This window comes from Streptomyces longhuiensis (assembly GCF_020616555.1).
Lineage (GTDB): Bacteria > Actinomycetota > Actinomycetes > Streptomycetales > Streptomycetaceae > Streptomyces > Streptomyces longhuiensis.
On the sequence record NZ_CP085173.1, the window covers coordinates 1211896 to 1238852 of the forward strand.

At 68.0% G+C, this 26957-nt stretch carries 24 protein-coding genes and 6 pseudogenes; 16 read left to right on the plus strand and 14 right to left on the minus strand.

Features of this window, described 5'->3' with window-relative positions; all coding sequences use genetic code 11:
- The first annotated feature begins 214 nt into the window (after window positions 1-214).
- The 6 genes and pseudogenes from LGI35_RS46075 to LGI35_RS05815 all read left to right on the plus strand — a co-directional run bounded on the left by LGI35_RS46075 (window position 215) and on the right by LGI35_RS05815 (window position 3950).
- Window positions 215-349, plus strand: coding sequence for a hypothetical protein (locus tag LGI35_RS46075; protein WP_264484667.1), 135 nt, complete (start codon window positions 215-217; stop codon window positions 347-349).
- Window positions 346-603, plus strand: a pseudogene (locus LGI35_RS05795) (hypothetical protein). The gene LGI35_RS46075 and the pseudogene LGI35_RS05795 overlap by 4 nt, the downstream one beginning before the upstream one ends.
- A gap of 150 nt (window positions 604-753) precedes the next feature.
- Window positions 754-1512, plus strand: a complete 759-nt coding sequence (locus LGI35_RS05800) for a DUF4365 domain-containing protein (RefSeq protein ID WP_227292824.1) — start codon at window positions 754-756, stop codon at window positions 1510-1512.
- A gap of 136 nt (window positions 1513-1648) precedes the next feature.
- Window positions 1649-1788 (plus strand): annotated as a pseudogene (locus LGI35_RS05805) (DNA-binding protein); the annotation flags it as partial.
- A gap of 240 nt (window positions 1789-2028) precedes the next feature.
- Window positions 2029-2253 carry a S1 domain-containing protein gene (locus tag LGI35_RS05810; protein ID WP_227292825.1) on the plus strand — a complete coding sequence of 75 codons (225 nt, stop codon included), beginning with the start codon at window positions 2029-2031 and terminating at the stop codon, window positions 2251-2253.
- A 1052-nt stretch (window positions 2254-3305) separates the two neighbouring features.
- Complete coding sequence (locus tag LGI35_RS05815) at window positions 3306-3950, plus strand: dihydrofolate reductase family protein (protein WP_227292826.1); 645 nt, start codon at window positions 3306-3308, stop codon at window positions 3948-3950.
- Between the two features lie 38 nt (window positions 3951-3988).
- Here the strand turns inward: LGI35_RS05815 and LGI35_RS05820 are convergent.
- The 3 genes and pseudogenes from LGI35_RS05820 to LGI35_RS05830 form a co-directional block, all read right to left on the minus strand.
- Window positions 3989-4326, minus strand: a pseudogene (locus LGI35_RS05820) (transposase); the annotation flags it as partial.
- A 125-nt stretch (window positions 4327-4451) separates the two neighbouring features.
- Window positions 4452-4730: pseudogene (locus LGI35_RS05825) on the minus strand (HNH endonuclease); the annotation flags it as partial.
- 482 nt (window positions 4731-5212) lie between these two features.
- Window positions 5213-5836: a DJ-1/PfpI family protein gene (locus tag LGI35_RS05830; RefSeq protein ID WP_227292827.1), complete on the minus strand. Its 624-nt coding sequence runs from the start codon at window positions 5834-5836 to the stop codon at window positions 5213-5215.
- Between the two features lie 96 nt (window positions 5837-5932).
- Here LGI35_RS05830 and LGI35_RS05835 point away from each other — a divergent pair, with 96 nt between their 5' ends.
- Window positions 5933-7270 (plus strand): aminotransferase-like domain-containing protein, encoded by a 1338-nt coding sequence (locus LGI35_RS05835; protein ID WP_227292828.1) that lies wholly within the window; start codon window positions 5933-5935, stop codon window positions 7268-7270.
- A gap of 597 nt (window positions 7271-7867) precedes the next feature.
- Here the strand turns inward: LGI35_RS05835 and LGI35_RS05840 are convergent.
- The 4 genes from LGI35_RS05840 to LGI35_RS05855 all read right to left on the minus strand — a co-directional run bounded on the left by LGI35_RS05840 (window position 7868) and on the right by LGI35_RS05855 (window position 13140).
- The gene (locus LGI35_RS05840) at window positions 7868-9352 is read right to left on the minus strand and encodes a UDP-N-acetylmuramoyl-L-alanyl-D-glutamate--2,6-diaminopimelate ligase (protein WP_227292829.1); all 1485 of its coding nucleotides are present in this window, start codon (window positions 9350-9352) and stop codon (window positions 7868-7870) included.
- Between the two features lie 916 nt (window positions 9353-10268).
- Complete coding sequence (locus LGI35_RS05845) at window positions 10269-10913, minus strand: LutC/YkgG family protein (RefSeq protein ID WP_227292830.1); 645 nt, start codon at window positions 10911-10913, stop codon at window positions 10269-10271.
- A complete protein-coding gene (locus tag LGI35_RS05850; protein ID WP_227292831.1) occupies window positions 10910-12388 on the minus strand; it encodes a LutB/LldF family L-lactate oxidation iron-sulfur protein in 1479 nt (492 codons plus the stop codon). Before LGI35_RS05850 ends, LGI35_RS05845 begins: the two co-directional genes overlap by 4 nt.
- Window positions 12385-13140 carry a (Fe-S)-binding protein gene (locus tag LGI35_RS05855; RefSeq protein WP_227292832.1) on the minus strand — a complete coding sequence of 252 codons (756 nt, stop codon included), beginning with the start codon at window positions 13138-13140 and terminating at the stop codon, window positions 12385-12387. The genes LGI35_RS05850 and LGI35_RS05855 overlap by 4 nt, the downstream gene beginning before the upstream one ends.
- 148 nt (window positions 13141-13288) lie before the next feature.
- Between LGI35_RS05855 and LGI35_RS05860 the strand changes: the two genes are divergently transcribed.
- Window positions 13289-13975, plus strand: a complete 687-nt coding sequence (locus tag LGI35_RS05860) for a GntR family transcriptional regulator (protein ID WP_227292833.1) — start codon at window positions 13289-13291, stop codon at window positions 13973-13975.
- 58 nt (window positions 13976-14033) lie between these two features.
- Here LGI35_RS05860 and LGI35_RS05865 read toward each other — a convergent pair whose 3' ends face one another.
- The 5 genes from LGI35_RS05865 to LGI35_RS05885 form a co-directional block, all read right to left on the minus strand.
- Window positions 14034-14837, minus strand: coding sequence for an SDR family NAD(P)-dependent oxidoreductase (locus tag LGI35_RS05865; RefSeq protein WP_423835682.1), 804 nt, complete (start codon window positions 14835-14837; stop codon window positions 14034-14036).
- Window positions 14834-15676 (minus strand): fumarylacetoacetate hydrolase family protein, encoded by an 843-nt coding sequence (locus tag LGI35_RS05870; RefSeq protein WP_227292834.1) that lies wholly within the window; start codon window positions 15674-15676, stop codon window positions 14834-14836. Before LGI35_RS05870 ends, LGI35_RS05865 begins: the two co-directional genes overlap by 4 nt.
- 71 nt (window positions 15677-15747) lie before the next feature.
- Entirely contained in the window at window positions 15748-17106 is a 1359-nt protein-coding gene (locus LGI35_RS05875; RefSeq protein ID WP_227292835.1) for an MFS transporter, read from the minus strand.
- A gap of 89 nt (window positions 17107-17195) precedes the next feature.
- Entirely contained in the window at window positions 17196-18284 is a 1089-nt protein-coding gene (locus LGI35_RS05880; protein ID WP_227292836.1) for a mandelate racemase/muconate lactonizing enzyme family protein, read from the minus strand.
- 122 nt (window positions 18285-18406) lie between these two features.
- Window positions 18407-19324 carry a 2-dehydropantoate 2-reductase gene (locus LGI35_RS05885; RefSeq protein ID WP_227292837.1) on the minus strand — a complete coding sequence of 306 codons (918 nt, stop codon included), beginning with the start codon at window positions 19322-19324 and terminating at the stop codon, window positions 18407-18409.
- A 325-nt stretch (window positions 19325-19649) separates the two neighbouring features.
- Here LGI35_RS05885 and LGI35_RS05890 point away from each other — a divergent pair, with 325 nt between their 5' ends.
- The 4 genes from LGI35_RS05890 to LGI35_RS05905 all read left to right on the plus strand — a co-directional run bounded on the left by LGI35_RS05890 (window position 19650) and on the right by LGI35_RS05905 (window position 23415).
- Complete coding sequence (locus tag LGI35_RS05890; RefSeq protein ID WP_227292838.1) at window positions 19650-19901, plus strand: CBS domain-containing protein; 252 nt, start codon at window positions 19650-19652, stop codon at window positions 19899-19901.
- Window positions 19902-19977: 76 nt separating this feature from the next.
- Window positions 19978-20133 (plus strand): hypothetical protein, encoded by a 156-nt coding sequence (locus tag LGI35_RS46555; RefSeq protein WP_423835683.1) that lies wholly within the window; start codon window positions 19978-19980, stop codon window positions 20131-20133.
- Window positions 20134-21146: 1013 nt separating this feature from the next.
- Complete coding sequence (locus LGI35_RS05900) at window positions 21147-22364, plus strand: MFS transporter (protein WP_227292839.1); 1218 nt, start codon at window positions 21147-21149, stop codon at window positions 22362-22364.
- 829 nt (window positions 22365-23193) lie between these two features.
- Complete coding sequence (locus LGI35_RS05905) at window positions 23194-23415, plus strand: hypothetical protein (RefSeq protein WP_227300209.1); 222 nt, start codon at window positions 23194-23196, stop codon at window positions 23413-23415.
- Window positions 23416-24269: 854 nt separating this feature from the next.
- Here the strand turns inward: LGI35_RS05905 and LGI35_RS05915 are convergent.
- Window positions 24270-24512: a hypothetical protein gene (locus LGI35_RS05915; RefSeq protein WP_227292840.1), complete on the minus strand. Its 243-nt coding sequence runs from the start codon at window positions 24510-24512 to the stop codon at window positions 24270-24272.
- Between the two features lie 261 nt (window positions 24513-24773).
- Window positions 24774-25008: pseudogene (locus LGI35_RS46560) on the minus strand (hypothetical protein); the annotation flags it as partial.
- 100 nt (window positions 25009-25108) lie between these two features.
- Between LGI35_RS46560 and LGI35_RS05920 the strand changes: the two are divergent.
- The 4 genes and pseudogenes from LGI35_RS05920 to LGI35_RS05935 all read left to right on the plus strand — a co-directional run.
- A pseudogene (locus tag LGI35_RS05920) lies at window positions 25109-25380 on the plus strand (fatty acid desaturase); the annotation flags it as partial.
- 382 nt (window positions 25381-25762) lie between these two features.
- A complete protein-coding gene (locus tag LGI35_RS46565) occupies window positions 25763-25939 on the plus strand; it encodes a GvpL/GvpF family gas vesicle protein (RefSeq protein ID WP_227292841.1) in 177 nt (58 codons plus the stop codon).
- A 34-nt stretch (window positions 25940-25973) separates the two neighbouring features.
- Window positions 25974-26240, plus strand: a complete 267-nt coding sequence (locus LGI35_RS05930; RefSeq protein ID WP_227300210.1) for a gas vesicle protein GvpG — start codon at window positions 25974-25976, stop codon at window positions 26238-26240.
- On the plus strand, window positions 26201-26956 hold the full coding sequence (locus tag LGI35_RS05935; protein ID WP_227292842.1) for a histone protein: 756 nt from the start codon (window positions 26201-26203) through the stop codon (window positions 26954-26956). Before LGI35_RS05930 ends, LGI35_RS05935 begins: the two co-directional genes overlap by 40 nt.
- Window position 26957: the final 1 nt, after the last annotated feature.

The window sequence follows — 26957 nt, forward strand, 5'->3', positions numbered from 1 at the left end:
ACTCCGACAATAAATCTCTTGGCCCAGGTCGACGGTTTGGCAAGGGAGCAGAGGGATTCGACGGGGGCTGACGAGCAAGTCTCCGCGGCTCCCCCGCCGCCCGTGCCATCTTCCCTGTCACGCATCGTGAGCCCGGACGGGCCTCATACCCGTGAAGGGCCAACTAACAGCATCGTGGGTTCCAACTGAGCCTCCATCCGGTTCCGAGCCATCCTTGCCTAGAAATCGGGGCGACGCCCTCCGCTATCGCGAGGAGAGGGACGGGCCCCTCAGCGACAAGGAACTCGACGAGGGCCGCGCGAAGATCTTCGGCTGTGTCGGCCCCTACAAGCGCGCAGGCGGCAGGTGAGCGAGCGTGTCGAGACCGTCGTCCTGGACTCGGAAAGCCTCTCCCCTTGCGAAGGGACAGAAGCTCCTCGCCATGCTGCAGGTGTTCCACGGCAAGGGAGCTGACCTCGTCATCGGGGTGAACACCATCGCGTCCTCGACGCCACGGTCGCCGAGGACGCGCTCCGCCAGCTGAAACCGGTCACCCACCTCTTCTCCGGCAGCGACGACATGACCAAGCTCTGTCGTCCCGGCTCACACGGCTTCCCACGATGACAGCAGCTGATTCGGTAACCACGAGGCTGCACGTCCCGCCACATTCTCCGAAGGCGACATGCGTGTCAGTGCCTGGCCCTAATCTGGTCCCCGCATATTCGTGAGGGGGGCTATATGCCGAAGGTGCCCGAAAGTAGGCGTATCGGACGCATGGCAGTGAATGAGGTGCGTTCGCTGCTGGAACGACACGGCCACATCGTGCAGGAGATAGACGGCGGCAACGACCACGGCGAGGATCTGCACATCACCTTCGTCGAGAACGGACTGCGTACGGAGGATTCCCTGACCGTGCAGGTGAAGGGAGGCATCTCGACCCGAACCAGACGCGGGCACCGCGTACCGGTCGGCGATCACGGGGACAACTGGCGCGATGGCAGCCTTCCCGTTCTCTGCGTGGTCCACGATCCCGAGCGCGGCGGGCTTTTCTGGGCTCATGCGACTCGTCAGCTCCGCCGGGGCAAGGCGCTACGCAAGAAAGTGAAATCGATCGTCGTCTCCCGGGAATCCGTACTTGACGACGCGAGCCTTGATGCGTTCGTACAGGTCATGCGGTGCTATCTAGCACGGGAACGCGAGGGAGTCGGCAAGTGGGCGGACATGGCGAACGTGGAGTTCGCTCCGGACGACATCGTCAAACCCTTCGAGAACGAAGTCCACGAACCCATGGTCTTCTGGCAGCGTCGCGGTGAGCCGTATGCGGTCCTCCTGCACCACGACCTGGATTGGGAGCCGGTGCGCATCCAGGAGGGGATGCTCCATTTCGAGCCAATCCCGTGGGTCGGCAACGTCATCCTTGACATCGCGGAAGCGCATTGGCTGATGGGCTGTTTCAAATCTACGGAATGGTGGCGACGGCCAATCGACCACCGCGACTCCGCTGGGCCCCCACAGTCCTCCAACCAGCCGTGAGCTACGGCTCAACCGCACCGGGTAGACAGGAGCTTGTTCATACAGCTTCGCACCGCACATCGAGGCCGGAGGGGAGGCAACGTCGCGGCATGCGACACCCAGCCACTTTGTGTGGCTAGCGTCACGGAGAGTGGCGGCCGCTGGGCTGTACGGGCACAAGTACGCCATCGACGCCGAGGACGCCCTGCGCCAGCCGAACCCGTCGCCCTGCTGACCCCCGACAGCGACGACATGACCAAGCTCTGCGGCAGCCAGGTCCGTATCATCCCTCTCTGACCCTCCAGGCCACCCGGAGCATGAACCTCAGCAGGTTCTGGTGCACTGTCGCCACCCGTGCCCCATCCGTGCCCAGCGGAGCGGACAACAGCGGTCATGTACGGGGCCCGGAGACCACTCCAACCGCGCACGTCTCAACCAAACATGCAGGTCAGAGCCAATTCAGTCGTTCGAGAACCGCTGATTCCCAAGCTCAGGTGCCAGACGCGTCTGCACAGCGGAAGCCGTAGGGTTCCGTCCATGGTGACTGCGACTGTCCGCGAGTGGGACGACGAGGAAGGGTGGGGTGTTCTCGACTCACCCGAGACCCCCGGCGGCTGCTTCGGCCACTACGCCGACATCCAGGCGACCGGCTTCCGCACGCTGTCGGCCGGCCAGCAGGTCGACCTCACATGGGAAGCCCCTGGCTTCAAGCAGGACGGGTACGACTACCGCGCGGTGAGCATCGTTCCTCGGACTGTCTGACATCCACAGCTGACATCAGCGACGGCGTACGTCCACGGTCACCAGCAGTCCGCAACGCCACCGCACTCCTCACCGCGACGTGCAGTAGCTCCCGGTTGATCGAACTCCTATAGCGGGTGTCGCGTACCCGTCCCTGCATGCGATGTCCAGCACCCGGCGGGCATTGAACTCCTGCACGACACCGGTGTGCGGGCCCAGATCCCTGCGGTCGACATCGAGCGGATCGTGGATCTCGGCCAGCCGCGGGTGCTTATGCGGCCGACAGCATGCAAAGGACACCTTATATAGGGAAACAACGACGTTGAATCCCGTCGAGTTCGCCCTCCCCTACGATCGGCCTCTCCGCGAATACCTCCACCACCATCAGCCCCCGCCCCGACTCCTCCAGCAGCACCGGTCGGCACATGCGAGTCGGCTCAGTGCCGTGGACTATCCGCGGGCAGGCAGCCGTCGAGTACGCAGAAGCGCCCTGCGGCCAGCAGCGACGCCACAGGCTCAAAGGGGCCTCCGGGGCGTGAACGCAAGTTCGAATCCCGCGGGGGTACCTTGGATCAGGTACTCAAAGAGCCCGTCACCAGCGGGAAACACTGAGGCCGGGGTCTTAGCTTGTGTGCAGCCAGAGGCCGCCCGAAGTCGCCTGTGTCGGGGCCGTGGACGAGGCGGGGACGGGACCTTGGGGCATCGCCGCAGGTGAGCCGGGAAAGATGGCGAGGCCCCTGGGCAGGGGGCCAGGGGCTCTGCGGCGGACGGCGACCCCAGCGGGAGGAACGGCCCGGCGGCCTGATCTCGGCCGTGCGCCGACTGAACGGCTAGTGGTGCACTTGGCAGAGGCTCGTGAGAGTGGGTTCTGAGCCTTCTGTCGTTTCTCGTACCGCTTCCAGCAGTTGGAGCGGTTGGATGGGCGGTGACGTCAGGCGCGACGCGTGGGCCGCTTCCTGACACGTGCTGGAAAAGATTGTGGGCCGGCTGTCGATCCGGCCACGTCCCGTTCGACGTCATGATGTGCGGCGCCTCGCCGCACAATGGCGCGACCGGACCTGACGAGGAAACACGTGGATCAACTGCTGAGAGTCATGAACTTCAACGTCTCGAGTGATGGAATCGGTGCCGGTGAGCACCAGAGTCTCGAGCGGCCGTTCGGCTATGACCATCCCGAGAGGCTGTTCGCATGGGCCGGGGCCACGGCGAGCTGGCCCATGCGCACGGATGCCGGGGGGAGTCGGGGTCTCGACGACTACTTCACGCGGGACTTCGCGCGCAACATCGGCGCCGAGATCATGGGTCGCAACAAGTTCGGACCCCAGCGCGGGCCCTGGACGGACCATGAATGGCTCGGCTGGTGGGGGGAGGAGCCCCCGTTCCGCACTCCGGTGTTCGTCATGACCCACCACATGCGTCCGTCGTTCACGCTGTCGGACACCACGTTCCACTTCGTCGACAGCGATGCGGCCACGGTCCTCGAACGGGCACGGGAAGCGGCACAGGGCAAGGATGTCCGGCTCGGCGGCGGGGTCACCACCATCCGGCAGTTCCTCGACGCCGACCTCGTCGACACCATGCATGTGGCGGTCTCGCCAGTAAAGCTCGGGTCCGGACTACGGCTGTGGGAGTCGCCCGATGAGCTCCTCGACCGGTTTCACCTGGAGGTCGTGCCCAGCCCGAGCGGCGTGACGCACCACCTGTTCTGGCGAAGGTGACGCGAGGGCTCACTCGAGTTCAGGCTGCGGCTGCGAGGAGGGCGTCCGCCCCGGCGGATGCTCTTCTCGCTGCGAATATGGGCGTGTTCCTCGCGTTCGACGGCCAGGACGTCGCGGTGGGGGATGTTGGCGTTGCGCCGGCACAGGTAGGCGTGCAGGGCCCAGGTCTGCACGGTGTGGTTGGGATGGTTCGAGTTGGCGATGGTGAACTGCCTCAGCGGTCCGAAGTGCGCCTCGATCGGGTTTGCCCACGAGGCGTAGGTCGGGGTGAAGCACAGCTCGACCTTGTGCTGCTTCGTCCAGCGGCGGATGTCGGCGCCTTGATGAGCGGACAGGTGTCCAGGATGACGTAGATCGAGGCGCCATCCGGGCTGCTGTGCCTCGCAGTCCGGGTCGGCGGGATTCCTTCCAGGTCTTGGTGTGCTGGAAGGTGACACCGCGGCGGGCGAGCAGGCTGCGTCGCCTCGCGGCCGATGAGGATCACCGGACCGTGGCGCAGGTGTCCTGGTCGGCCTTGGAGCGGTCCGACTTCGCCGACACTGCGATGAGGGAGCGCTCGTCGCCGAGATCGTTGGCGTACGCCTGCCGTTCAGCCACACTCCAGGCGGAGGCACCGGAATCCCAGGCCTTGGCGAGCGGGACGCGTTGGTCGACGTCGAGGCCGGACGGCCCGTCGATGTACTGATCGTCATAGGCGGAGTACCAACGCCCGCTGGAGAGCTTGCACTTGGGGCCCTGTTCGGGGGTCATCCGCGCTTCGTCCTTGAGGACCTCGGCCCTCGCCATCGGCAGCCCAGCCCAGCCCTCGGAAGAGGACAGGATCCGAGAGACCGCCTTGGGCGCGTCACCGCCACGACCATCGAACTTCTCTGCAAACTCCCGCATGGCATCAGCCATTTCGCAGTAGCCGTCCTCATAGACATTCGGGAAGTTGATCCCGATGAAGTCCAGAACGTCGTCCAGTCATCCCGGGATCGTGTAGCCCATCTCCGCGTCCTCCCCCGCGTTCCACATCCTGCGCGCGAAGGCAGATCCGCCGCCTACGCGATCAAGAACTCTAGTCGGCAGCAGTGACCGCGGTGCAAGCGGGAATGAGGTCACCCTGCCCGCTCTGGACACGCTCCTGATCCGGCGGGTCCAGGTTGCCGATCTCACGGCGAGTGTCGAGGCGCCGAATCATGTGTGTGTTGGGGCGTCGGACGACCAGCCACGCCTCCGGGGGCGTGGCTTCCCGGCGAAGGTCGCCGATTGCACACGCTTGTTCAGGCGAGCGCAGGGGCGGGAGCGGGCAGGTAGGGCGTGACGTTGCGCCAGGCGCGCTTGATGTATTCCTCCTTCTCGCCGACGGGGGCGACATAGTGCAGAGCGGCTTCGGCGGCGTCGTTGCCCTTGAGGCGGGCGATGATCCATGCGGCAAGGTAGTGCGAGGCGAGACAGCCGCCGGCCGTGGCAATGCTGTCCTTGGCATAGAAGGGCTGATTGAGTACGTCGACGCCAGCGGCGATGACCCAGGGCTTGGTGGTCAGGTCGGTGCAGGCGGGGATGTCGTTGAGCAGGCCGAGCTTGGCCAGCACGAGTGCACCGGAGCACTGCGCCGCAATGAGTTGGCGGGAGGGGTCCAGGCGACGCAGGGTGTTCATGATCGCTGGGTCTTCGACGACCTCGCGTGTGGCGACGCCACTGCCGACGATGACGGCGTCGGCGGCGCACGCCTCCTCGAGAGTGGACATCCGCTCGATGACCACCCCGTTCATCGACGTCACCTTGGGGCTGGGGGTGGCGATGGTGACACGCCAGTCGTCGGACTTGATCCGGTTGAGCACACCGAGCGCGATCAGGGAGTCGAGTTCGTTGTAGCCGTCGAAGGTGAGGATGGCGATGTGCACAGCGGCTGCCCTTCCGGGGAGGTCGGCGGGTGGATCTCGACGGTAAGGACCCACGAACAGGACAGCCAAAGAATTGTCATGCGTACAATCCGCGCCATGGCAGCCCCGCGGTACAAAATGCTGGTCGACGCGCTCGCCTCCGACATCCGGACGGGGCGGCTCGCCGCAGGCGTACGCCTGCCGACACACCGTGGGCTCGCCGCCCGTGAGGGCATTGCTGTGGTGACCGCGACTCGGGTGTACGCCGAGCTGGAAACGATGGGCCTGGTGAGCCGGGAACAGGGCCGCGGCACCTTCGTGCGTGACATCGCGGTTCCCGCCGGTCACGGCATCGATCAGCAGGTCGTCGCTACGGATGCAGTCGACCTCAACTTCAACTACCCGTCGCTGCCCGGGCAAGCTGAACTCCTTCGACAGGCCCTGCGAGAAGTGGCCACCTCTGGTGATATCGACTCGCTGCTGCGCTACCAACCGCATCGAGGGCGTCCCCAGGACAGAGCCTCGATCGCACGGCACCTGAGGCGTCGAGGAATCACCACCGACGCGGATCAGGTCCTCATCGTCAACGGTGCGCAGCACGGCCTGGCCATCACCGTCATGGCCGCGCTCAGCGCCGGCGACATCGTCGCGGTCGACGCACTCACCTACCCGGGTTTCAAGGTCCTCGCGCATGCGTTTCATCTCGACCTGGAGCCCATACCCGTAACGGCCGACGGGCCGGATCTCGAGGCCCTCGAGAAGCTGTGCGCGACCCGCCCAGTGCGCGCGATCTACACCATGCCCACCCTGCACAACCCTCTGGGCTGGGTCATGCCGGCAACTGAGCGAACCCGCCTCATCGAGATCGCCCGACAGCACAGTTCTCTCATCATCGAAGACGCCTCCTACGCCTACCTGGTGGAGGACCCTCCACCGCCTCTGGCTGCAACCGCGCCGGATATCACCGTCTACGTCTCGGGGCTGTCCAAGAGCGTCGCCACCGGCCTCCGGGTCGGCTTCGTCGTCGCGCCGCCATCCGCGGTGCCGTCGCTCGAACGCGCGATTCGGGCAACCACCTGGAACACCCCGGCCCTCACCACCGCGATCGCCTGCCGCTGGCTCGAGGACGGCACGGTGGACCACTTGGAAGCGCAGAAACGAGACGACGCCAAGGCCCGCCAAGCACTCACGAAACAAGAGCTGACAGGCCTACCACTCATCAGCCACCCCTCGTCCTACTTCACATGGCTGCCGCTGCCCGACGACGCACGCGCCGATCGCCTGACCGCCACCCTCGCGCGCCATCACATCTCGGTATCCACAGCCGAGCCCTTCACCACCACGACCCACACACCGCAGGCGATCCGCCTCGCGCTGGGCTCCACCGACATGGAACGCCTCCAGTCGACGCTGCGGACGGTGCGACGAGCCGCTGTCGAGGACGCCTACGCCTGAACGCCATCGGTCCCTGTGCCTACGCAGCAGCGCCCTGGACTCCCTGATGGGCATGGAGGAGTACGTCCACACGAAGCCGGCCGTGTGACAGCGCTGATGCTCGCCACCGCTGGCGGTGGCGAGCATCAGTCGGGTGCGTCAGAACTCAGAGTTTGAGGGCGGTTTGCCGGTGTTGACGCGGCAGACACCGAATCCGGCGCCGCCGCCGGTGGTCCCTGGCTCACGTTGACCTTCAGGCAGTCGTTGCCGTTGGCGCTGCCACCTGGCGCCGGCAGGCCGTCCACCACGATGTAGTCCAAGGACTCGTTGCCCCGCGAGCCGGCCGCTGACCGCGACGTTCGACCGGGATGTGGTGCAGTCCTGGCGAAGCTCGCGCTGATGGACCTGCGGGATCCGGGGTGAGGCCCTGCCGAGGCAGTCACCGCCGAAGCGGCCAGGTTCTGTGGGCCATTGACCTGCTTCGGTCTGCGAGGGCTTCGTGGCGTTCGACGAGGTGGCCGCGTTCGAGCCGGGCACCGGCCCACAAGGTCTGGTGCGTTCACGGCTGGTCCGCGGGCCTGGGCGGACTCCACGAGTTGGATCACCATCGCGGTGCGCCTACCGAGTGGCGAGTTCGCGTACCGTCGCCATGTCACTGAACGGCAGCAGTTCCTCGTTGACGATTTGGTAGGGCTCGCTGCCCTTGCCCGCGATCAGGATCACGTCGCCGTGCCCCGCGGCGGCCAGGGCGAAGGAGATGGCGCGGCGGCGGTCGGCGAACCGCTCGAAAGGGGTGCCGCTCGCGAGCAGGCCCGGCACGATCTGATCCATGATCGCCCGCGGGTCTTCGTTCCGGGGATTGTCCGAAGTGAGCACGCACAAATCGGAGTAGGTGCCGGCGATCTCCCCCATCCGGGCGCGTTTGGTGACGTCACGGTCCCCGCCGCAGCCGAAGACCGTGACGACCCGGCCAGAGGCGAAGCCGCGGATGGTGGTCAGCACCTTCTCCAGTGAGTCCGGGGAGTGCGCATAGTCCACGATGACGGAGGTGCCGTCCGGGGTCTCGTAGCGCTCGAACCTTCCCGGGATCGGGGGCATCTGCTCAAGTGCGGCGACGAGGCCGGCCAGATTGTGCCTGATGAGGTGGCAGGCTGCGACAGTGGCCAGTGCGTTGGAGACGGAGAATCGTCCAGGCACAGGGATTGCCGCCGGATACTTGTGGCCGGCGTGGTGCAGGGTGAAGCGGGTGCCGATGGCGTCCATGCTGAGGTCGGTCGCCCGGTAGTCCGCCTCCGCGTCGATGCCGTACGTGACGACTGCGCCGGGCATCATCGCCGCGATGCCGGCTCCGACCGGGTCGTCGGCGTTGACCACCGCACGCCGGCACAGCCCCTGGAACAGACGCAGTTTGGCATCCCGGTAGTTCTCCATGGTGCCGTGATCGTCCAGGTGATCCTGCGTCAGGTTGGTGAACACCCCTACGTCGATGAACGAGTGGTCGAGGCGGTGGGTCAGCAGGCCCATCGACGTGGCTTCGAGCGCCACGGTGCCGACACCGCGGTCACGCATGTACCCGAGCAGATACTGGAAGTCCGGCGACTCCGGCGTGGACAGTACCGATCTCGGCATCGGGATCGGTTCGTCGCCGATCCGGCTGCCGCCCGTCCCGATGACCCCCACCTTGGCGTGCTCGGCACCCCTCAGCACCGACTCCACCATGGAGGAAACCGACGTCTTCCCGTTGGTGCCCGTGACGGCCACCAGCTTCATCTGCCGGCCTGGCTCCCCGTGGTAGCGGGAGGCGACGACCGCGGCGGCCTTGCGCGTGTCCGCGACGGCTACGACGCATACATCAGCGGCCGACGCCCAGGTCGCGACCGGAAGTTGCGCCGTCGCGGAGTCGATCAGTACAGCCACCGCGCCGCGCGCGAGAGCCGGTCCGACGGACTCAGGGCCGCCCTCGCGATGACCGGGTACCGCGATGAACAGCGATCCCGGAGCGGCACGGTGGGCGTCGAGGCAGGTGCCTCCGGTGATCCTCGTCTCTGGATCACCCTCGATAACTTCATGATCGTGCCCGGCGAGCAGCTCACTCAACTTCACAAGGGTCCTCTCGAAGATGCCCCGACTGCCAGTCGTCGGGCGGTCGGTGCGCAAGCGGCGCCAAGGGCGCCAAAGGATGACAAGGCACGAAATTGCAGCGAGGACCGTCGCCGCGCGGCTACAGAGACGCAGAGGGGAGACGCAGAAGATGATCCGCCCGCAGGGGCGGAATGATCTGGGAAATACAGAGAATGCCCGGAATCGCTAGCCGTGGCCGTGCAACGCGCGACAGCGAACCGCCGGTGCGTTCACCGGGCCGACAGCCGACGCGCATGCGGCGGACGGGCACAGGGCACGAGCGGCCTGGAACAGGCACTCCCTCACTCCGCATGTGCGACCCATGTGTGGAGTGTACGTCCAGTCACAGGAGCGATCGCCCACTGCATGCCCGGAGATCGCGCGCCGACGCCGAGGCCGTGGTCCAGGGGGCCTGACTGCGCCTCTCCCGCCAGGACACAGCGACCATCCACACCTCGCAGGCCGGCTGACCACGGTGGCCGCCCGGATCAGCCTCGATGTCCTGCGATCGCGCGGGCCCGACCGGAGGCGGCCTACGACAACCGCCTGCCCGAGCTTGTGATGACGCTCGACAACAGCCACGCTCCTGTCCGTCGATCATCGGGGCGTGCGGCCCACGGCGAGTCATGTTCAGCTCCGGCCGGCTGGTGAGCACGCTCGCCGCAAGGTACGACGATGTCGTGTCCGCCACCCGCCCCCCACCTTCACCGAGGGCGAGCGGCGGTAGGTGAGGGTCGGGCACGGCGCAGCGCGTCTGCGGGATCTCGGCCGCTCCTGAGGAAACCGGTGAGCCCGGCGCTCCCTGCTGCGGACCACTCGTTCACGCTCTGCCCCGATCGGTAGATCGGTCGACTGGTCGATCGGCCGGCCTGAGTTCATCCGGCTCCGCTCTCTTCCCTCACTCGCTCAACAGGATCACTTCAAGGGTGCGTGGTCCGTGTACCCCTTCGACGCGGTCGAGTTCGATGTCGCTGGTCGCGGAGGGTCCCGAGATCCACGTCAGCGGGCGGGTCGGGTCGAGCCGCTCCAGGGCCTGGGGAACGGAGGAGACGACCTGGTCCGGGACGCGGACGACGCAGATGTGGTGGTCGGGGATCAGGGTGATGCGGCGGCGGCCCTGGTCCGGGCTGCCGTCGAGGACGATGGTGCCGGTCTCGGCGATGGCGACGGCGCAGGCGGTGACGACGCTGTCGACCTGGTCGAGGGCGGCGGGGGTGCTCTCCGCGTCGTCGGCCACGGTTGCCAGGGCGGTCTGCGCCAGCCACTCCTCGTGCAGCCCACCTGGGACCACCACCGACCGGGAGCCGTGCTCGGCGAGCAGCCGGGCCACGGTCGCGGCCAGTTCGCCATCGCTGCAGCGGTGGACGTTCGCCCGGTAGTCGGCGAGGTTCTCGGCGAGGAGCTCCACGGTCTGTGAGGTGGTGCGGTCGCCGTGTTCGTGCAGGTAGTCGCGGTCGATGTCCGTGTCGTACGCCGTCGGGGCACCGGCCGGGGCGCCGAGCGCTCTCCGTATCCGGGCCAGGATGATGTCCCTGCTGCTCACTTGCCGCTCTCCTTCGAGCCGTGGGTGCGCTGCCACCAGTCGCGGAAGGATTCCGCCGGGACCTGCGGCAGATCCCGCGTCGCGCTCCAGGCCCTGCCGGGGCCGGGCAGCATACGCGGGTGGAAGCGGCGGGTGCGTGCGGCCAGGCGCTGGCCGGTGGCGAGGGCGGCCGGGTGGGTAAAGGCCCAGCGGGCGGCGCGCATCGCGGCGCGTTCGCCAGCGTGTCCCTTGGCAGGTTTGAGCGTGACCTTGGCGCCGCGCCTGGTCACTTCACCTCCCTGCACGACTCGCTCGCGTAGATGGACGAGGACTTCGGGGATGTCGATGGCGACGGGGCAGACTTCGTAGCAGGCGCCGCAGAGGCTGGAGGCGTAGGGCAGTGAGGCGTCGATCTCGCTTGCCGTGCCCCGCAGTTGGGGGCTGAGGATGGCGCCGATGGGGCCGGGATAGACGGAGCCGTAGGCGTGGCCGCCGGCCCGCTCGTAGACCGGGCAGACGTTGAGGCAGGCGGAGCAGCGGATGCAGCGCAGGGCCTGGCGGCCGACCTCGTCGGCGAGGGTGTCGGTGCGGCCGTTGTCGATCAGCACCAGATGGAACGTCTGTGGGCCGTCACTGTCGCTGGTGCCGGTCCACATCGACGTGTACGGGTTCATGCGTTCGGCCGTCGAGGAGCGGGGGAGCGTCTGGAGGAAGACCTCGAGGTCGCGCCAGGTGGGGACGATCTTCTCGATGCCGACGACCGAGATCAGGGTCTCGGGCAGGGTGAGGCACATGCGGCCGTTGCCCTCGGACTCGACGACGACCAGGGTGCCGGTGGCGGCGACCATGAAGTTCGCCCCGGAGATGCCGACCTTGGCACGCAGGAACTTCTCGCGCAGGTGCAGGCGCGCGGCCTCGGCCAGCTCCGCGGGGGTGTCCGTCAGGCCCTCGGGGGCCGGGCGGCCCCACGCGCCCATCTCCTTGGTGAAGATGTCGCGGATCTCGCCGCGGTTGCGGTGGATGGCCGGGACGAGGATGTGGGAGGGGCGGTCGTGGCCGAGCTGGACGATGAGTTCGGCGAGGTCGGTCTCGTAGGCGGCGATCCCGGCTGCTTCGAGTGCTTCGTTGAGCCCGATCTCCTGGGTGGCCATCGACTTGACCTTGACCACTTCGGACTCGCCGGTCTCCTTGACCAGGCGCGTCACGATCCGGTTGGCCTCGTCGGCGTCGGCGGCCCAGTGGACGACGCCGCCCGCCGCGGTGACGGCCTCCTCCAACTGCACGAGATAGGTGTCGAGATGGCGCAGGGTGTGGTCCTTGATCTGCTTGCCGGCCTCGCGCAGGAGCGCCCAGTCGTCCAGCTCCGCGACGGCCTTGGCACGCTTGTCGCGGATGGTGTGCGTGGCGTGCCGCAGGTTCGCGCGCAGGGTGGTGTTGCCGACGGCCTCGTGGGCGGCCTTCGGGAAGGCGGGCATGCCGACGAACGTGCCGCTCATGACAGGGGCTCCTCTTGCGTGCTCGCCAGGATCTCCGCGATGTGGACGGGGCGCATCGCCGTGTGCAGGCGGGACATCGTGCCGCCGAGGTGCATCAGGCAGGAGTTGTCCGCCGCGCACAGGACGTCGGCGCCGGTCGAGCCGGCGTTGCGGACCTTGTCCTCGGCCATGGCCGCCGAGACATCGGAGTTCTTGACGGCGAAGGTGCCGCCGAACCCGCAGCACTCCTGGGCACCCGGCAGCTCCTTGAGGTCAAGTCCCTTGACCGCCCTGAGCAGTTGGTAGGGCCGGTCGCCGAGCCCGAGGGAGCGCAGGCCGTGGCACGTCGGGTGGTACGTCACGGTGTGCGGGTAGTACGCGCCCACGTCCGTCACACCGAGCACGTCCACGAGGAACTCGGTGAGCTCGTACGTCTTCGGCACGACCGGCGCGAGAGTGGCCGCGAGCCCGTCGCCGCGGCCCTCCGCGCGGGCGCGCTCACCCATGCGCGGGTACAGCTCGCGCACCATCGCCCCACACGACCCCGACGGCGTCACGATCGCGTCGTACTCACCGAATACATCGGAGAACTTCCGGGCGAGCGGCTCCGCCTCATGGCGATAGCCGGTGTTGTAGTGCGCCTGCCCGCAACAGGTCTGCCCCATCGGGAAGTCGATGTCGACACCCAGTCTGGTCAGCAGTTTCACCACCGCACGGCCGGTGTCCGGATAGAGCGTGTCGTTGACACACGTCAGGAACAGTGCGACACGCATCGCGGCCCCTTCGTCTCGTTGCGCATGTGATCAGTCACGGATGCGTTCGGCTACGGATTACGTACATGGGCGCTTCGGTCGGGCCGGTCGGTTCAGTCCGGCTGGCAAGACGTCGCCCTTGATCTGCGGATTCTCTATGATTGGGGGCATGGGGAAGAAGATTCAACAGGATGTGCCGACCGGCCGGGTCTATGAGGCCATCAAGGCGATGGTCATGGACCATGGCATCGCCCCGGGGGCCCGCGTGGGCATCGAGGCGCTGGCCCGTCAGCTCGATGTGTCGGCGACACCGGTACGGGAAGCTCTGGCACGCCTCGAGTCGGAGGGTCTCGTGGTCAAACGGCCGAACGCCGGCTACCGCGCGACCGACCTTCTCGACCCGGACGCCCTGCGCGACCTGTTCGAGATGCGGCTGCTTCTGGAGCCGCGAGCCGCGTCGCTCGCCGCGGAGAACGCGACCAATGCGGACCTTGAGTTGCTGCGCGACATCGTCGAGAAGATGCGCCACCACCCCGACACCGGCGAGAGCTACGCGGTCTACCACCGCTTCGCCCTGCTGGACCAGGAGTTTCATGACACGCTCGCGCGGGCTGCGGGGCGGCCGTTGCTCGCGGACGCGGTGACTCGTCTCCATGCCCATCTGCACCTGTTCCGCCTCACGAGCGCGCCGGGGGCGGCCGGCACCACGATCGATGAGCACGAGCAGATCCTGGATGCGCTGGTGCGGCGCAATCCGGAACGAGCCGCGGAGGCGATGGCGGCGCATCTGCGCTCCAGCCGCGTACGGCACCGGCCGGACACCTCGTCCCAGCACCCGCGGGGGCGCACCTCCTGAAGCACGCTCGCAAAGGACACGTGCCGGGCGAGGCGCACGCCCGCGGGATTGCCGGATGTCACTGGCGCGGGCGCAGCCGCAGTCCCTGCATGCCGCCGTCCACCGCCAGGTCGGTCCCGGTCGTGGCGCCGGAGAACGGGCTCGCCAAGTAGGCGACTGCGTGGGCGACTTCGGCGGCGCTGACCAGTCGGCCGCTGGGCTGGCGGGCGGCCAGGGCGGCGCGTTCCGCCTCCGGGTCGTCCGCCGCGGACAGCAGACGGTTAACCCAGGGCGTGTCCACCGTGCCGGGGTTCACGCAGGTGACGCGGATGCCCTCGCGCAGGTGGTCGGCGGCCATCGCCCGCGTCAGGGCCAGGACCGCGCCCTTGCTCGCGGAGTAGAGCGCGCGCTGGGGCAGTCCGGCAGTCGCGGCGATCGAGCACATGTTGACGATCGCCGCGTGTCCCTCTCCCCCGGCGGCCGCCTTGCGCAGGGCGGGCAGGGCGGCCGCTGTCACGCGGGCGACGCCGACGACGTTGACGTCGAGCACCCGGTGCCACTCGTCGGGGGCGTTGTCCTCGACGGTGCCCTGGGCGCCCATGCCGGCGTTGTTGACCAGGACGTTCACTCCGCCCAGGCGGTCCGTCACCGTGTCGATGGCCGCGCGCACGGCCGCGTCGTCCGTCACGTCGCAGCGCACGTGCAGGAACGGCTCGTCCGACTCGGCCAGGTCGAGCACGGCCACCTCGGCGCCCCGCGCGCGCAGTTCACGCGCGGTGGCCAGGCCGATCCCGGATGCCCCGCCTGTCACCACGGCGACCAGGCCGGCGTATTCGGGGGTGTGCGGCGTCGGCGCTGTCATCGGTGTGCTCTCGTCGGTCATCGGTTTCCTTCCGCGGCCATGGTCTGGCGCTGCTGTCCGAGCCCTTCGCCTTCCAGCTCCACGACGTCCCCGGCGCTCAGGTAGGGGAAGCGTCCGGACAGGGCGACGCCCTCGGGAGTGCCGGTGAGAATCAGGTCGCCGGGCTCCAGAGTCATGAACTGGCTGAGCCGGTACAGGATTTCGGGCACGGAGAAGATCAGGTCGGCGGTGCTGGAGTCCTGGCGCTTCTCCCCGTTGACCCGGCTGCGCAGCTGTACGGTCGCCGGATCCAGTGCGTCAGCGGTGACCAGCCACGGCCCGACCGGCGTGAAGGTGGGCGCACACTTGCCCTTGGACCACTGGCCGCCCGAGGTGTGCAGCTGCAGCTCCCGCTCGGACACGTCGTTGACGAGGACGTACCCGGCGATGTGGGCGGCGGCGTCGGCGGGCGAGTCGAGGTAGCTGGTGCGCCTTGCGATCACGACGCCGAGCTCCACCTCCCAGTCCGTCATGGTGCTGCCCCGGGGGATGGTGACCGGGTCGTGCGGGCCGACCACCGTGTTGGGGTGCTTGAGGAACACGACCGGCTCGGTGGGCGGTTCGGCGCCGGACTCCGCCGCGTGCTTGGCGTAGTTCATGCCGACGCAGACGACCGCGGTGGGGCGGGTGACCGGCGGGCCGAAGCGCAGGCCTGCGGGCTCCGGGAGTTCGGGCAGGGTGGTCACGTCGAGCGTGGGCAGGCCGTGTTCGAGGAACTCCGGCGTCACGTCCGCGGTCACACCGCGCAGATCGAGTACGCGGTCGCCGTCGAGGACGACGGGAATCTCGTGGCCTGGGCGGCCGAGGCGGGCGATACGCATGATGCCTTTCCTGAAAGCCGTCCTGGAAGGCTCCCTGGGAGCCTTCCAGGACGGCTTTGATGAGAGTGGGTTCAGCGGTAGGTGCCGGTCGAGGCACGGAGTTCGGTGACGCTTGTGGCGGCCAGGTCGCGGCCCCGTGTCTCGGGTCCGAGGGCCACTGCGGCGCCCCCGACGAGGCAGGAGCCGACGACGAACAGGGCGACGCCCCAGGAGCGGTCCCCCGCGGCGGCGACCAGGGCGACGGCGATGAGCGGGGTCAGTCCGCCCGTGACGGCGCCGGCCAGCTCCCGGTACAGGGCAAGGCCGGTGAAGCGGGAGCGCGCCGTGAACAGCTCGCTGTAGTAGGCGGCCTGCGGGGCGAACATGCAGCCCACGCCGATGCCCATGCTCACCACGACGACGAGGGTGACGGCGAGCGAGGTGTGCACGTGGTCGATGACCCAGAAGTACGGGAAGGCGAAGGCGGCGGAGAAGAGGGTGCCGGCCAGGGCCACCGGCTTGCGCCCGACGCGGTCGGTGAGCCAGCCGAAGAACGGCAGGGACAGGGCCGTCACCGCCGTCCCCACCGTGACCGCGACGGGTCCGGTGGAGCTGGACAGCTTGAGGGTGCCCGTGAGGTAGGCGGCCAGGAACGTCAGGTTCAGGTACGCGACGACGTTCTGCGCGGTCTGCAGGCCGAAGACGACCAGGCCGGCCTTCCACTCCTTGCGCACGACGTCCCGCACCGGCGAGACCTCCGACGCCTCGGAGCGCTCCTGCGCCGCCTCGAACGCGGGGCTCTCCGTCAGGCGCAGCCGGATGACCAGAGCCACGCCGATGACCAGCACGCTGGCGGCGAAGGGGAGCCGCCAGCCCCAGGCGAGGAACTGGTCCTCGGGAAGCTGGGTGACCAGCGCGAAGGCGCCCGACGCCATGAGAATTCCTATGTAGACGCCGATGCTGGGCGCCGCCCCGAACAGGCCGCGCCGTCGCGGTTCGGAGAACTCCGCGGCCAGTACGGCGGCTCCGCCGTACTCGGCGCCGGCGCCGAGGCCCTGGATGGCGCGCAGGACGACCAGCAGGATCGGGGCGAGCACGCCCGCTTGCCCGTACGTCGGGACGAGCGCCATGCCGACGGTCGAGGCTCCCATCACCAGCAGGGTGAGGACCAGGACGCGTTTGCGGCCGAACAGGTCGCCCAGGCGGCCGAAGATGACGCCACCGAGGGGTCGTACGAAGTAGCCGATGGCCAGCGTGCCGAACGAGGCGAGGAGCGATGCCGTGGCGTCGAAGGACGGGAAAATGATCTTGTTGAAGACGAGCGCGGCGGCTGTGCCGTAGAGGTAGAAGTCGTACCACTCGAGGGCGGAGCCCACGAGCGAGGCCAACAGGACTCTGCGGCGGTGCGCAACAGCCGTGTGGGCGGGCTTGACTGTGGTCAGGATGGACATCGTCGTCCTCCGGTGTGCTGAAGCGGACAGCGGGATGGGACCGGTGGCGTGCTGGGCGTGGGGGGAGCGGCGATACGGGGCAATGCGGGTCAGGCGACTCGCCGGTCGTCGATGGCGTCGCGGTTCCAGGCGATGCCGAGACCGGGCTCGGAGGGGGCATGGGCGAGCCCGTCGGCGATGTGTACCTGACGGTTCGTCACCGCACGCAGTTGCGGGATGTACTCGACGTAACGGGCGTTGGGTATGGCAGCAGTGAGGCTGACGTGGATCTCCATCAGGAAGTGCGGGCAGACCTCCACACCGAAGGCCTCCGCGAGATGGGCGACCTTGAGCCACGGGGTGATGCCGCCGATCCGGGACACGTCGGGCTGCACGATCCCGGCGGCCCCGCGCTGGAGGTACTCACGGAAGTGGCCGAGGGAGTACATGGACTCGCCGACAGCGACCGGCACGGTCGTCGAGGCAGCCAGGCGCTCGTGCCCAGCCACGTCGTCGGCGGGCAGCGGCTCCTCGAACCAGCCCACGTCGTACGGTTCGAGGTGCGCCGCGCGGCGCACGGCTTCGGCGGCGGTGAAGGCCTGGTTGGCGTCCACCATGATGTCCATGCCGGGCCCGACGGCCTCACGCACGGCTCGGATGCGGGCCGCGTCCTCCCCCGCCGACGGCTTGCCCACCTTGATCTTCACGCCCGAGAACCCCTGGTCACGAGCCTCAAGGGCGCCCGCGACCAACTCGTCCTCGTCGAGTTGGAGCCAGCCGCGCTCGGTGTCGTACACCGGCGTGGCCGACCGGTGCCCGCCGGCCACGCGCCACAGCGGCTCCCCGGCCCGCAGGCAACGCAGGTCCCACAGGGCGAGGTCCACCGCGGCCAGGCCGAGTGCGGTGATCGCGCCGACCATCGTGGCGCGCGTGCTGTCGTACATCGTCCGCCAGGCTCCCTCGACCTCGCGGGAGTCGTGGCCGATGAGCGAGGGCAACAGGTGGTCGCGCAGCATCGCGAGCACCGCCCGGCCGCCGGTGCCGATCGTGTACGAGTACCCGGTGCCGGTCAGGCCGTCGTCCGTCGTCACTCCGACGAAGAGCGTCTCCTGCTTGAGGAAGGCCTGGGACGCGTCGGTGCGCACCGTCTCCACCTCGATGTCGACGAGGTAGGCCTCCGCCTTGATCACTTTCGCCACTGCTGCTCTCCAGCCTTGTACATAAGGTCACTTGAAGTCGTTGTGTCGCGTCGCCGGGGTGGTCCCGTTCGGCAGGCGACGGCTGAGCGGGGCCCCTGCCCGCCCTCATGGCGCGATGCGGCTCAGCGGTCCGCGCCGTCCAGCGCCGCGACGAGCGCCAGGACCGCGGCGCACAGTGGGACCGCGATCCCGTGTGTGCGTGCCTTGCGGACCACGGCCCCGAGGAGCCCGTCGTACTCCATCGGCCGGCCGGCGAGGCGGTCGGCGAGCATCGACGAACCGACCCCGGGCGGACGGGCGTCGATCCATGCCAGGACGTCGTCGACGGCGTCGTCGGGCTGCCGAGCGCCTTCGGCCCGGCCCACGGCGGCCACTTCACCGAGCATGGCGGCCGCCAGGTCCCGTACGGACGAGTCCCGGAAGACCTCGACGCGACGGGAGGTGAGGGCGGTGAGGGGGTTGGCGACAGCGTTCACCATGAGCTTGTGCCAGGCCGCCGTGGTGAAGTCGGCGACCATCTGCACGCCGAGCCCGGTCCGTTCGAGGAGCGGATGAGCCCGCCGCCCGGGAGCGTCGTCACCGACCACCAGACCCGCCCCGTCCTGCCGGACCTCCACCCGGCCCCTTCCCAGCCGCTCGGCGTTGAAGTGGACCAGGGCGGGGGCCACTTGATCGCCCGTGGAGTGCGGCGACACCCAGTCCCGGTGCTCGACACCGTTCTGCGCGACGACCACCACCGTGTCGCGATCGACCAGCCCTTCCAGCCAGGCACGCGCCGCGTCGCGCTGATGCAGCTTGGTCGCCACGACGACCCGGCGAAAGGAGTTCACCCGCGCCGGATCGTCCTGCCAGTCGACCGCCACGGTCCGGACGCCTTGATCATCGGTCAGCTCGATTTCGGCTACGGCAGCCGAGCCGGATCGCCCGCACAGTGTGACCGGATGCCCCTCCAGGGCCAGCCGTGCCGCCAGTGCCAGGCCGACAGCTCCCGGCCCGACGATCGCGACCGGTTCCGGACCGGTCGGCTCGCTTCCACTCACACCCACGGCCCATCCATTTCATATAGGAACTGCGCTCGATCGAAAGAATGCTATAGATTTCGCGCCACGGCAACCCTCACTCGATATCAACAAGGTCACCGGTCAAGAGGCTCGTCGCCGTGGCGGTTCGCCCGCCCGCCAGGCCCACGCTGCGCGCATGAGGTCCGCGGACAAGGCCCGCACAAATGCCCCACCGCTCCGGTCGAGGGCAGGGCCGCAGCTGCGCGAACGGCAGGGCACGCCCCGCGCATGTCCATCAAGGCTCTGGCGGCAACGCCCTCGCAGCACGCCTCTGAACCCGACACCACGCGACACAGGAGCGGTCGTGCGCGCACGAGACCTCGCAGTCGCCCACGCATCGGGGAACGCCGACAGCGACGCCACGCAAGCGGCCCGCCTCACGTCCGAGCACAAACTCCCCGGACTCCTCGCCCCCGATCGAGGCCCATCACTGATCTCCGTTGTGGACGAGAAGAACGCCGACCGGCCCTGCCACGCACTCCACGGCCGCGCCGTCGCCGACGGCCTCCCCCGTGACATCACACCGCGGCCGGTCGCCGCCCTTGAGCTGCTGTGAGCAGGGGAAGATGCGGGCCCTCGGCCTTCAAGGGCCGGTCTCGAAGCGGGGTGGCTTGAGGCCTTTGAGGCCTGCGGTGTTCGGGGCGGTCGGGGCGTCGAAGAACGAGACGGCGATCCGCTGCGCGCACTTCGACGTGGCGAACACGACGTGGGGTTCGCAAGGGACGGTGACGACCTTGGCCCTGCTCAGCGTGCGGGCGACGTACGGCCCGTTGTCCGCGCCGGTCTAGGAGTCGAACCCCGCCCGAGAGGGCGACCGTGGGAATGCCGCTGCGCGTGACGTCCCGGAGCGAGCGCGGCGCCGCCGGGACGTTCCACACCTCGCACTCCGGGCGCAGGAAGGTGAGCTGCGGTGCCTGGCCGAGGCTCCGGTGGGCGCGTCCGGCGGCGACCTGGTGGTAGTTGTTTTCGGTGTAGCACTGATGGGAGGCACCGGTCGTGGTCGCCTGCGCCGACGTGGAGGACGCGCCCACGGCCCCTGAGTCGTCCACGGCGGCCACGGTGTAGCCGTACGTCGCGCCGGAGGCGAGCCCGGTGTCGGTGAACGAGGTCGAGGAAGGCGACCGACCTGGCTGCCGCGCCGTAGACCCGACAGGAAGCCGCACCGTCGACGGCGGTCCAGGACAAGGACGCCGAGGTGTCGGTGGTGGCGGAGACGCCGAGCCCGGACAGAACGGGCAAGGGACCAGCGCCGTCGGTGGCGTCGAGGCCCCACAAGTGTCCGATCCAGCACGAGGCACAGATGTTCACGTCCGGCAGGCACCGGCCGGCCGCGCCGCATTGGGTGACCCCGGTGCCGGGGTCGACGGCCTGCCCGAGGGACATGCCAAGTAAAATGCTGTACGGCTCGACCACGCTGCGGCCGGAGGCGTCCTGGTAGACCTCGTGCGGGTAACCCCGTGCGGTGTCGTGCCACCGCTGACCCGACCCCAAACGGCAGCTCCCTGCACACGCACTTCCTCGCGGGAGGGAGTGCCAAGCAAACAGTGACAGGCCTCAGCAGCAGTACGACAGGACGGGCGAAAACGGGTGACGGAGGTCACCGACACGTTCTGGTCGATCTTGGAATGCGCGGGTCCCGCCGCACTGCTGAGCCTTGTGGGCAGACCCCTGTCCATCCCTGGTCCAAGGTGGCGCCGGGTCAAGGTGCTCAGCACGACAGACCACCTGGCCGGAGACCTTCCCGGTCCCATGCCACACACATCCGCTCATAGACCACTGTCTTCGAAAGGTCTCCTGCACCATGCCGCTGGCCCTGCTGGCCCTTGCTGTTGTCGCGTTCGGCATCGGCACGACCGAATTCGCCACGATGGGGCTGCTGCCCCAGATCGCTGACGGCATCGACGTATCCGTGCCGCATGCCGGCAACCTCGTATCGGCCTACGCGCTCGGTGTCGTCGTCGGTGCCCCCGTACTGACGGGCATCGGCGCGCGCGTTCCCCACAAGCGACTGCTGCTGCTCCTGTCCGGACTGTTCGTGGTCGGCAACATCGCGTCCGCGCTCGCTCCCAACTTCGGCCTGCTCTTCGCCGCGCGCTTTCTGGCGGGTCTGCCGCACGGAGCGCTGTTCGGTGTGGGCGCCGTCGTCGCCTCCCGGCTGGTCGCCCCCGAACGAGCCGCACGTGCCGTCTCGAAGATGTTCCTCGGGCTCACCATCGCCAACATCGTCGGAGTGCCGGCCAGTACAGCCCTCGGGCAGCACCTGGGCTGGCGGTCCGCCTACTGGGCGGTCGCCGTCATCGGCATCATCGCCCTCGCCTCCCTGGCCCTCTTCGTTCCCCACCAGCCACGTGGCCGCCAGTCCGGCATCCGGCACGAGCTGCGGGCGATGGGCAACAAGCAGGTCGCGATCGGCCTGGCCACCGCCGTCGTCGGGTTCGGCGGGTTCTTCGCCGTCTACAGCTACCTGGTGCCCATGCTCACGAACGTGACGGGCATCTCCGACTCCTCCACCACGCTGGTCCTCGCGCTCTACGGCGTCGGCATGACGCTCGGCACGGTGATCGCAGGCCCGCTCACGGACCGCGCCCTCAGGCCGACCCTGTACGCGGGGCTCGCTCTGCTGGCCGCGGCGCTGGTGACGTTCTACTTCACCGTCCACAGCACCGTGCCCGCGCTGGTGACGATCGCCTTCATCGGTGCGATGGGTTCCCTCATCACCACGCCCGTCCAGATGTTGCTCATGGCCAAGGCACAGAACGCTCCGACGATGGCGGCCGCCTCCAACCACTCCGCATTCAACCTCGCCAACGCGGGCGGTGCCTGGCTCGGCGGCCTGGCCATCTCGGCGGGCTGGGGCTGGACCTCACCCAACCTGGTCGGGGCGGCTCTCGCCCTGGCCGGCCTGGGCCTCGCCTTCACCGGAGGCCTCATGGACCGGGGCACCCGACGCTCGGAGGTGGTCACCTCCTCCCGTGCGGAACACCCGACGGAAGCCGACCAGGTCGCCGCGACCCAATGAGCGCGTGCAGGCTCGTTCCCGTGGCCGTGGCGGCGGACACGAGTTGCCGGAGCGGTGACCGCCCGGCGGGATGGCTCCCGGCATCAAGGCCTCCGCACTGAGCAGATCGGGCACCAGCCACACCCAACTTCGAGCGGCTGGTGCCCACAGTGACGGCGAGGAGCGCGCAGGGACGCGGTCCGGCGCACGGCAAAGCCAGGTGCGGGAGCGGGAGTTCGAGAGCGGCGAGGCCTGGCGTCTTCACCGCTCGCGGCCTTGGTCGTCCTGATTCATCACGCCGATCGCGGCTCACTCAAGCCCATCCCAGCCTTATGTCGATCCGGCCGTCGGCCGCTCCCGCATGGACCGGAGGGTGCGGGCGAGCGACGTGGCATGACGCACCACCGTGCCCGCGACATCAGTACGGCAGTTGAGGGCCAGCGATCACCTGTCGTGCGCCCCGCTCACGGGCGTAGGGCTGGGCGTCGTCGAAGGTGCACCGTGGTGCCTCCGTACTTCAGCCACTTTCGTCCCTGCGGCACCGACTGCACCGTGCGCCCTGTCCGGCGACACCCTCCGACTGTCCGAGCTCCCAGCCGCTAAACAAACCCGTTCGCACATAGCTGGAATCAGGGAAGCGGAAACAGAGTTGAATCGACGTCCATGCGTCGAGCGTGCCCGCCCCCAGTGCCCTCCCTTGCTCCGGTGTACGGGAGTTCCTCTCGTGGTCCGGCACATGTGCGCGTCCGAGTAGTCGTCAACAGACCGGAGGATCGTGCATGGCGGCGAATGCCGCGGGTACTCGAAGGCGACCGGCACGATCACCATCCGACACTGGAGGCGAAATTCCATGGGCCTAGGTGGATGCATTCTGCTCATCGGCGCAGGCGCCATTCTCACATTCGGCACCGACTGGCAGATGCGGAGCGTCAACCTCGATGTGGTCGGCACGATCATGATGATCGTCGGCGTCATCGGTGTACTGGCATTCACCAGCATCGCCAAACGCAGGCGGGTCGTCGTGCCATCGTCCGCTCCGCTCATCGAGGAAGAGCGAGATCGCCGTCTCTGATACGAGGCGACAGGTTTGCCGCGGACACCGGTAGACCGCGGGCGGTTGTCCGCATCTCCGTCGCATCGGGTCCCAATGGGCTCGCATTCACGGCAAGCTGAGGCACCAGAAAACCCAGCCGGACGGTGACCTGCACATCACTACTTGGCGCCGCACCCTCGAACCGCTCAAGCGCGGTGAAGCCCGGCTTTGCCACGAGGCGCATCGAGGGGTCGGCGGCGGGCTGAGCACATGGCGCCAACGGTTCGCTGGGAAGCGCGTCGGCGACCTAGTCAAGTGTCGCTGCGCACGCCTCGGCGGCATACCTGGATCTCCCGCCTCTGCGGCGGTGGAGGGGACACTGAAGGGTGATCGACGCGCTCCCGCTCGACCACAGCCCCTCGACCACAGCCCAGGGACGTCTTGGGCCTACCCGACCAAGACGTTCGGGTCGCAGAAGGCACTCACAACCAGGCTGCGCAAGTGGCCGGCTGACGGCACTAGAGGAGAAAGCGTTCCGAATCCCTGCTCGTGCAGGCCGACGCCGGGGCGGCGTCGACGCCACGACCACCCGCACACACCATCCCCGGCAGGAGCCCCCTCGAGCGAAGGCGCCCCCTGCCGGGGAACCGGACCACCAGCATCTGGTGACCTTCTCGGCCAGGTCGACACACGCCGACAAGGTCACCAGATGCAAGAACCGTGGCTGATCGGCGGCAGGACGCCTGCTTTCGACAACTGCCTGCTAGGCAGCTCTGTAGCGGAGCATCAAGCTAAAGCGATGGCGTGGCCTCGCCTGGCCTGGCCTGGCCTGGCCTGGCCACACTGGACCATCGTGGGTGTCTTCATCTGACCCAAAGGTGTCGAAAACGCCCCTAGTCCTGCTCGGCGTTCCTCTCTTGTTCGATGAGCTGGTCGGCCTTCTGCTGCGAGCTCGGCTGGTCCGCCAGGCCCCCCATGACGTCGGCCACCTCTACGCCCGTGGTGTCGAAATACCGCCGGGCAATCTCCCTCTGCTTCGACAGTGGCTGGTCCTTCAGCCATCGTCCGTTGTCCGCGCTGATCAGATGCATCAGGGCACTGACCGGGTCAGTGTTGTGACCGAGGACTTCGGTCATGGGGATCTCCTTTCGTAGACGGGGCCGACCCCGAAGGCAGTGAGCGACGGCCGCCGGGCGCCTGTACCGAAAGTCCTGCCCGAGGCATGCATGGGACAGGCGCAGCCTGCTCGCAATGCACTCCATTGAAGGAGCTTGCCGCCGCGTGCCGGTACGCTCCTTTGCCCGTCGATACAGGGGTATACGAGGAACAGATGAACCGGCACGGTTCAGCGAAGGCCGGGCAGATACCTCCGCGGCCGGAGACCGGTGCGAACCACGTCACGACGGGGTCGGTGAGAATCTGTGGGCGGCACTCAGATGCTGCAGACCTGGGTGGCGTGCAGGCCTCCAGAGCCCTGCGTGACCTCGTACTCCCCCGCGGCCTTCCTCTAGATGGCGGACGGCGTCGCACCCCTGCTGATCGAGCTCGCGCAGGAACCCGTACAGACCACGCGCATACGCAGCCAGCGAACCGGGGAACCGTCACCACGGCGTGGACCTTCAGGAGCGCGTCAGCGAGGACATGGTGCGTGGCCGCCGACGACTTCACCGCCGCCATGAACGCGAGCCGGTGCAGGCAATGCTGGTGAAGGATGAGGGAATGCTCGGCCGGCTTTCTTCGCCGCCAGGTACTGACCTCACGCAACGTCAACGGCGGCTGGTTCACCGACATCGCGCTGGGCGGGCTGAACCACAGGTCGAGCATCACCTGTTCCCTAACATGCCCAGCCCCAACCTGCACAAGGCCCGGGCCCTCGTCCGGCGCTACTGCGAGGAACTGGGCGTGGATTACCTGGAGACCGGCCTGATCACCTCCTACCGACAGGCGCTCATAAGCCTCCACCAGGCCAGAGCACCCCTCCGGCATTTCCGCGTCGGCGCCTAGGGATCACCAGGCATCCAAGCCTGTCGCGACTGTGTTCGTGATCGCGCACAGGCACTGGGATGAGGTTGACAGGAGCGGGTCACACATCCTGCCTGACCGGCCACCTCAAACCGAAATGCCCGACAAGGCCGGCGACCCTTGGCCCCGGCCTCGACATCACCCGCGCCGCCCGCCGGGACACGCACGGAGGAGACCCGGGCCCCCGCCCCGCCGACCAGGTAATCGATCACGGAGACAGTTACGGGCAGGGACACCCGGGGTGCCCGTCTTAACCGCTCAAGGTGCGACGCGCCAGATTCCCATCACACTGGAGTTCATGACAGTAGAGACGCGGGCTCATACCAAGGGCCCGAGCAGTGGCCTAGGGACCTGAAGTACGGGGATGCCCGCTCAAGCGTCTTTTCTCGTCAATCGCGGCGACAGCAATGCTTCCCGACGCGAGGCAAAGCAATGCGCTCGCGCGGCCCTTGACCGTGTGGAGCTGCGCCTTACTGGTCCGCTGCCTTGCCACAGCTTCTTCTCCGGTGAAGGTACTCCTGTTCGAACTGCTGGAGTGTGACATGGGACTGATAACCGGTTTACCCACGTTGCCCATGGCACGGGTCTGCGGCCTCGGGTGGGTGGCGGAGAAGCCGAATATCCCAGCCGAGGGTGAGTTGCGTAATCCAGGAGTGCTCCGGGCCCAGCCTGCTGCACCAAACCAGGACCTCGGAGACCGCGACATCAGCCTGGAGGAGTTCGAACGAGAAGAGGAGCGGCTGACCGAGCGGCTGCATACCGCACGAGGTTGTTCCTCCGCCGAACGATCGAAGGTGACCTCATGGATAACAAGGAAAAGGTGGCTCTGGCAGCTGCTGTAGTGGGCGGCTATGTGCTGGGCCGCACGAAGAAGGGCCGGATGGCTCTGTCCATTGCGACCTATCTGGCGGGTCGGCGGTTCGGTCTTGAACCTCGCCAGCTTGCGGCCGAGGGGATGCGCAGGCTGGGGGAGATTCCGCAGGTCGCCGAACTGCAGGAGCAGTTGCAGGGGGAGGTCCTGGACGCGGGCCGGAAGGCAATGACTGCCGCAGCCGAAAGGGGCATGGGCACGCTTGCCGGCGCTATCAGCGAGCGCACGGCCCTGATCGGCGCGAAGAAGGGCGAGGGAGACGAGGAGGAGTACGCCCCCGACGATGAGGACGCCGAGGACGGGGACGAAGAGGAAGAAGAGGAAGAGGAAGAGGAAGAGGAAAAGCCGGAGGCCGAGTACGACGAGGACCAGGCCGAGGAAGAAGAGCCGGAAGACGAATACGAGGAAGAAGAGGAAGAAGAGGAAGAGGAGGAAGAGGAGCCGGAAGCGAAGCCGCAGCCGCGCCGTCCGGCACACGGAAAGAAGGCCTCTGCCGGCAGAGAGAAGCCTCGTGCAGCCAAGAAGACCGCAGCGAAGAAGGCGCCGCCCAGGAAGAAGACCGCAGCCAGTAAATCAGCGGCGAAGAAGACTCCGGCGAAGAAGTCCGCGCCCGCCAAGAAGTCCGCGGCCAGGAAGAAGACGTCATCGAAGCGAGCAGCATCCAAGCGAGCCGATCGTCGGAGGTAGT